Annotated in this window: 8 protein-coding genes; 4 read left to right on the top strand and 4 right to left on the bottom strand. The window is 67.7% G+C overall.

Going from position 1 to position 4,154, the window contains the following annotated elements; genetic code table 11:
* A partial coding sequence (locus ACRDUX_RS13660) for a sugar phosphate nucleotidyltransferase (protein WP_526414565.1) occupies positions 1 to 549 on the bottom strand: 549 nt, incomplete at its 3' end.
* A 73-nt stretch (positions 550 to 622) separates the two neighbouring features.
* Between ACRDUX_RS13660 and ACRDUX_RS13655 the strand changes: the two genes are divergently transcribed.
* Positions 623 to 1,204 (top strand): 5-formyltetrahydrofolate cyclo-ligase, encoded by a 582-nt coding sequence (locus tag ACRDUX_RS13655; protein ID WP_526414564.1) that lies wholly within the window; start codon positions 623 to 625, stop codon positions 1,202 to 1,204.
* Between the two features lie 89 nt (positions 1,205 to 1,293).
* Here the strand turns inward: ACRDUX_RS13655 and ACRDUX_RS13650 are convergent, their stop codons facing one another.
* Positions 1,294 to 2,001: a GmrSD restriction endonuclease domain-containing protein gene (locus ACRDUX_RS13650; protein ID WP_526414563.1), complete on the bottom strand. Its 708-nt coding sequence runs from the start codon at positions 1,999 to 2,001 to the stop codon at positions 1,294 to 1,296.
* A 65-nt stretch (positions 2,002 to 2,066) separates the two neighbouring features.
* On the opposite strand from ACRDUX_RS13650, the gene ACRDUX_RS13645 reads away from it, so the two are divergent.
* Both ACRDUX_RS13645 and ACRDUX_RS13640 read left to right on the top strand, forming a co-directional pair.
* The gene (locus ACRDUX_RS13645) at positions 2,067 to 2,441 is read left to right on the top strand and encodes an FmdB family zinc ribbon protein (protein WP_526414562.1); all 375 of its coding nucleotides are present in this window, start codon (positions 2,067 to 2,069) and stop codon (positions 2,439 to 2,441) included.
* 64 nt (positions 2,442 to 2,505) lie between these two features.
* Complete coding sequence (locus tag ACRDUX_RS13640) at positions 2,506 to 3,168, top strand: SAF domain-containing protein (protein ID WP_526414561.1); 663 nt, start codon at positions 2,506 to 2,508, stop codon at positions 3,166 to 3,168.
* 4 nt (positions 3,169 to 3,172) lie between these two features.
* On the opposite strand, the gene ACRDUX_RS13635 is transcribed toward ACRDUX_RS13640, so the two are convergent.
* Positions 3,173 to 3,376 carry a hypothetical protein gene (locus tag ACRDUX_RS13635; protein ID WP_526414567.1) on the bottom strand — a complete coding sequence of 68 codons (204 nt, stop codon included), beginning with the start codon at positions 3,374 to 3,376 and terminating at the stop codon, positions 3,173 to 3,175.
* Between the two features lie 117 nt (positions 3,377 to 3,493).
* On the opposite strand from ACRDUX_RS13635, the gene mscL reads away from it, so the two are divergent.
* On the top strand, positions 3,494 to 3,937 hold the full coding sequence (gene mscL / locus ACRDUX_RS13630; RefSeq protein WP_526414560.1) for a large-conductance mechanosensitive channel protein MscL: 444 nt from the start codon (positions 3,494 to 3,496) through the stop codon (positions 3,935 to 3,937).
* A gap of 69 nt (positions 3,938 to 4,006) precedes the next feature.
* Here mscL and ACRDUX_RS13625 read toward each other — a convergent pair.
* On the bottom strand, positions 4,007 to 4,154 hold a 148-nt coding region (locus ACRDUX_RS13625; protein WP_526414566.1), incomplete at its 5' end, for an MspA family porin.

The following is a 4,154-nucleotide window of genomic DNA, read 5'->3' as shown; positions in this document are numbered from 1 at the left end:
CTCGACGTCGAACACGCCGTAGGCGCTGATCTCGTCGGCAGGAACCTCGATGGCGCACAACACCGAACCACCACGCTTGGCGCGCACCTTCGACATGATCTCCAGCACGCCCGTGGGCAGCACCAGGTCGTCGGGCAACAGCACCGCGACGGCATCCTCGTCGTCCAGCAGACTCGGCTCGACGCAGCTCACGGCGTGACCAAGGCCCAGCGGCTCCCTCTGCACCACCGACTCGACCTTGATCAGAGCCGGCGCGCGGCGCACCTTCGCCAACATCACCTGCTTGCCGCGGGCCTCGAGCGTGCCCTCGAGGACGAGGTCCTCGACGAAGTGGGCGACGACGCCGTCCTTGCCCTCGGAGGTGACGATGATGAGCCGCTCGGCGCCCGCCTCGGCGGCCTCTGCGGCGACGAGCTCGATGCCAGGGGTGTCGACGACGGGCAGCAACTCCTTCGGTACCGTCTTCGTCGCAGGCAGGAACCGCGTTCCGAGGCCCGCAGCCGGAACGATCGCGGTGCGTGGAATTGGTACCAGGGCCCGGGTCGTCATCATTCACACCATAACGGCATTGACGGTCCGCAACCCGGGATGCCCTGCATATCTCCGTGACATCGTGGACTCCGTGCCATCGACGAAGACCGACTTGCGCGCCGCCATCCTGTCCGCCCGCCGTGCGGTGCCCGCCGACGTTCGACGCGCCGAGACCGATGTGCTCTGCAAACGTCTGGCAGACCAGGCAAAATCCGGTGACACCGTCTGCGCGTACGTGCCCGTCGGCTCCGAGCCGGGGTCACCCGCGATGCTCGATGCCCTGGTCGGGGTGGGCGCAAGGGTGCTGCTGCCCGTCGCACGCGAGGACGACGCGGGCACGCCGCTTCCGCTGAGCTGGGGCGAGTACCGCGAAGGCGAGCTCGTCGAGGCTCCCTTCGGACTGCGCGAGCCCGCCGCGCCCTGGCTGCCCGCCGACGCAATCCGGACCGCATCGACGATCCTGGTCCCTGCGTTGGCCGTCGATCGCGCCGGGGTCCGCCTCGGCCGGGGTGCGGGTTTCTACGACCGGTCGCTGGCCATGGCCGATCCCACGGCCCGACTGATCGCGTTGGTCAGGGACGACGAGCTGCTCGAGCACCTGCCCGGCGAACCGCACGACGTACCGGTGACGCACGCCCTGACTCCCGGTGTGGGCCTTGTCGAACTCGGCTGACGTGCCCCTCGATCCGCGCCGAACGTGGACTTTCGTCACGGCAATTCGGCGCGGAGCGTGGGGGTAATCCACGTTCGCGCGGAAGGGCACTAACAACCGGTGAGCGCTTCCGTCATCGCCTGCGTCTCCTTGCCCGAGACCCACAATCCGTACGCCGTCTTGACCGCCACCTGGCGCGCGACGAACTCGCAGCGGAACACCGGATTGGGCGGCAGCCAGCTCGAGGCGTCGCGGAACGCCTTGTCGAAGTTGAACGCTCCCCCGACGGCGAGGAGGTTGCGCGGGTCGTTCGCGAAGTCGCGTCGGCGCTGGTCGTCCCAATCGCGGGCACCCTTGTACCAAGCGTCGGACAGCGAGACGACGTGGTCGATCTGGACGGCATTCGAGGTGTCTGGGCCGCGGACGAAGGCGATCGTCTCCCCGCCGTAGGGATCGTGCAGCGTGCCGCCCTGGGCGAAGCAGGTGCCCGGCCGCACCACCAGGTCGGCCAGATCGCGGCGCAGGATGTCGTCGCGCGTGTTGCAGCCGTTGTGTCCGAACTCGACGTCGACGTCGTCGCTCCAGGCCTCGCCGAATCGGTACCGCGCGAAGTCGGAGTGCAGATCCCAGCCCCTGACCGGCAGTCGTCGCGCATCGGCCCTCGCCTGGTCGTATCGGGGCGTGCCCCCGGCCGCGTGCGGCGGCTGCTGCGAGGTCTGCGGCAGGGGCGGGGTGGGTGCCGAGTGGGCGTGCATCCACACTGCAACAGCGACGATGATCGCGACTAGCGCCAGTGACGCGGGAATGGCACGGCCCACGTAGCGGTTCTAGCACTTGAGCCGTTAGAGTGCTAACAAGTTTCGACATTTTCTCGGAGGTTTTGGTGCCGACCTATTCGTACGCATGTACTGAGTGCGACAACAATTTCGACGCGGTGCAGGCGTTCACGGACGACGCACTGACGTCGTGCCCGCAGTGCTCGGGCCGGTTGCGCAAGCTGTTCGGTTCCGTTGGCGTCGTGTTCAAGGGCAGCGGTTTCTACCGCAACGACAGCCGCGACACCTCGAAGAGCACGATCAACGGCTCCAATGGCGAGTCGTCGAGCGCCCCGTCGGAGAAGTCCGACAAGTCCGCCGAGAAGTCGAAGCCGGCCGAGAAGTCGGACAAGTCGTCGAGCTCCTCGGGCAGTTCGGACAAGTCGAGCTCCAGCACCGGGTCTGCGAGCAAGTCGAGCTCACCCGCCGCCGCCTCCAGCTAGTAGTTATCCACAGGCGATCGCCTGCCCCCTGCCGCGACGGGCGACACGTGCCTAGCGTTGCCGCATGGGGGAATCGCTCAATCCATCGCTGCCGTCCCGCGTCGTCCATGGGCTGCGCCCGGACTGGACCAGAACAGTCGTGGCCAGACGCGTCGCGGCAGGGGCGCTCGTGCTGTTGGCGGCGGTCGCCGCCCTGCGTCCCGATCCGTCCGACGGCCGTGCTGACGTCGTCGTGGCGGCCAGGGACCTGGCCCCTGGCGTCGAGCTTGCGGTCGCGGACCTCCGCATCGAATCACGTTTGGCGACAACGCTTCCCGACGGATCTCAGACCAACGCAAACCAGCTCGTCGGTGCGACACTGGCCGGGCCTGCGCGCCGCGGCGAGGTTCTCACCGACGTCCGGGTGCTGATCTCACGGCTCGCCGACGCGTCGGTTGGGCCGGACGCGCGCGTCGTGCCCGTCCATCTCGCCGATGCCGCCCTTCTCGACCTGGTGCGTCCCGGCGACGTCGTCGACGTGCTCGCCGTGTCGGACTCGGCAGGATCCGCTGGGCCGGCCGGTTCCGGACCACGGGTGGTGGCCAGCGACGCAGTGGTGGTTCTGGTCTCGCCAAGGACGAAGGAGACGGCTCGGGACGGGGTCGTGCTGATCGCGCTACCCGTCGCGGCGGCCAATGACGTGGCGGGCGCCTCGCTGTCGCAGGCGATCACCCTGACCTTCCACTGACGGGTCAGTGCGGCGCCGGGACCGCCGGGGTGATGCTCGGTGCGGCGGCGCCGTTCTGAACGGCGTCCATCACCATGTCGGTCAGCTCGTCGTCGCTCGACGTGGTGGTCGGGCCGGGAGCCGGACTCGACGGCTCGGCTCCAGCAATGCCCACCGAGGCAGTCGAAATTCCGATCGCCAGAGCCACACCCGCCAGGACCAACCGCATCGCCACGCGGTAGAAGCTAGCACCTGAATGAACCATCCGCAGCGCACCTGCGCAGCTAACGTTGACGACCTGGGGGATCAGGCATACGGCCAGACCACATAGAGAAAGGCAGCTCACGTGCTGAAGGGTTTCAAGGAGTTCCTCTCCCGAGGCAACATCGTCGACCTGGCCGTCGCGGTCGTCATCGGCACCGCTTTCACCGCTCTCGTCAAGACATTCACCGACAGCATCATCACGCCGCTGACCAGTCGCATCGGCGCGAGCGGCACCGACGTCGGGATCCTGAAGATCGGCATCGGTGGCGGTCAGACCATCGATCTGAACGTCCTGATCTCGGCGGCCATCAACTTCGTCCTGGTCGCTGCGGTCGTCTACTTCCTGGTCGTCGTGCCCTACAACCGGCTGCGGAAGAAGGGCGAGGTCGAGCAGGCTCAGGACACCGAGCTGGGCCTTCTGACCGAGATTCGCAACCTGATGAGGGACGGAAGCAGCGAAACCGTCGCCGGACCGGGCACCGGCCCCAACCCCGATACCGCCAAGCACACCAGCGGCGACAAGTAGCCCGCCCCACCCCGAACGCGAAACAGCCCCCGGCCGTGGCCGGGGGCTGTTTACGTGTGAACTAGGGAGTTAGTTCATGTTCCAGGGCTCGCCGTAGGTGGTGACACTGTCACCCGTCGAGGCGATGAGCCGTGCGAACGGACGCAGCAGCACACCACCGGCGGCACCGGTGACCGTTCCGTGAGCGTTCGACACCGCGACGCCGCCGGAAGCACCC

This window comes from Mycobacterium sp. (assembly GCF_050701675.1).
GTDB lineage: Bacteria > Actinomycetota > Actinomycetes > Mycobacteriales > Mycobacteriaceae > Mycobacterium.
The sequence above is the reverse complement of the archived record's forward strand: the minus strand, read 5'-3'. Positions and strand labels throughout refer to the sequence as shown.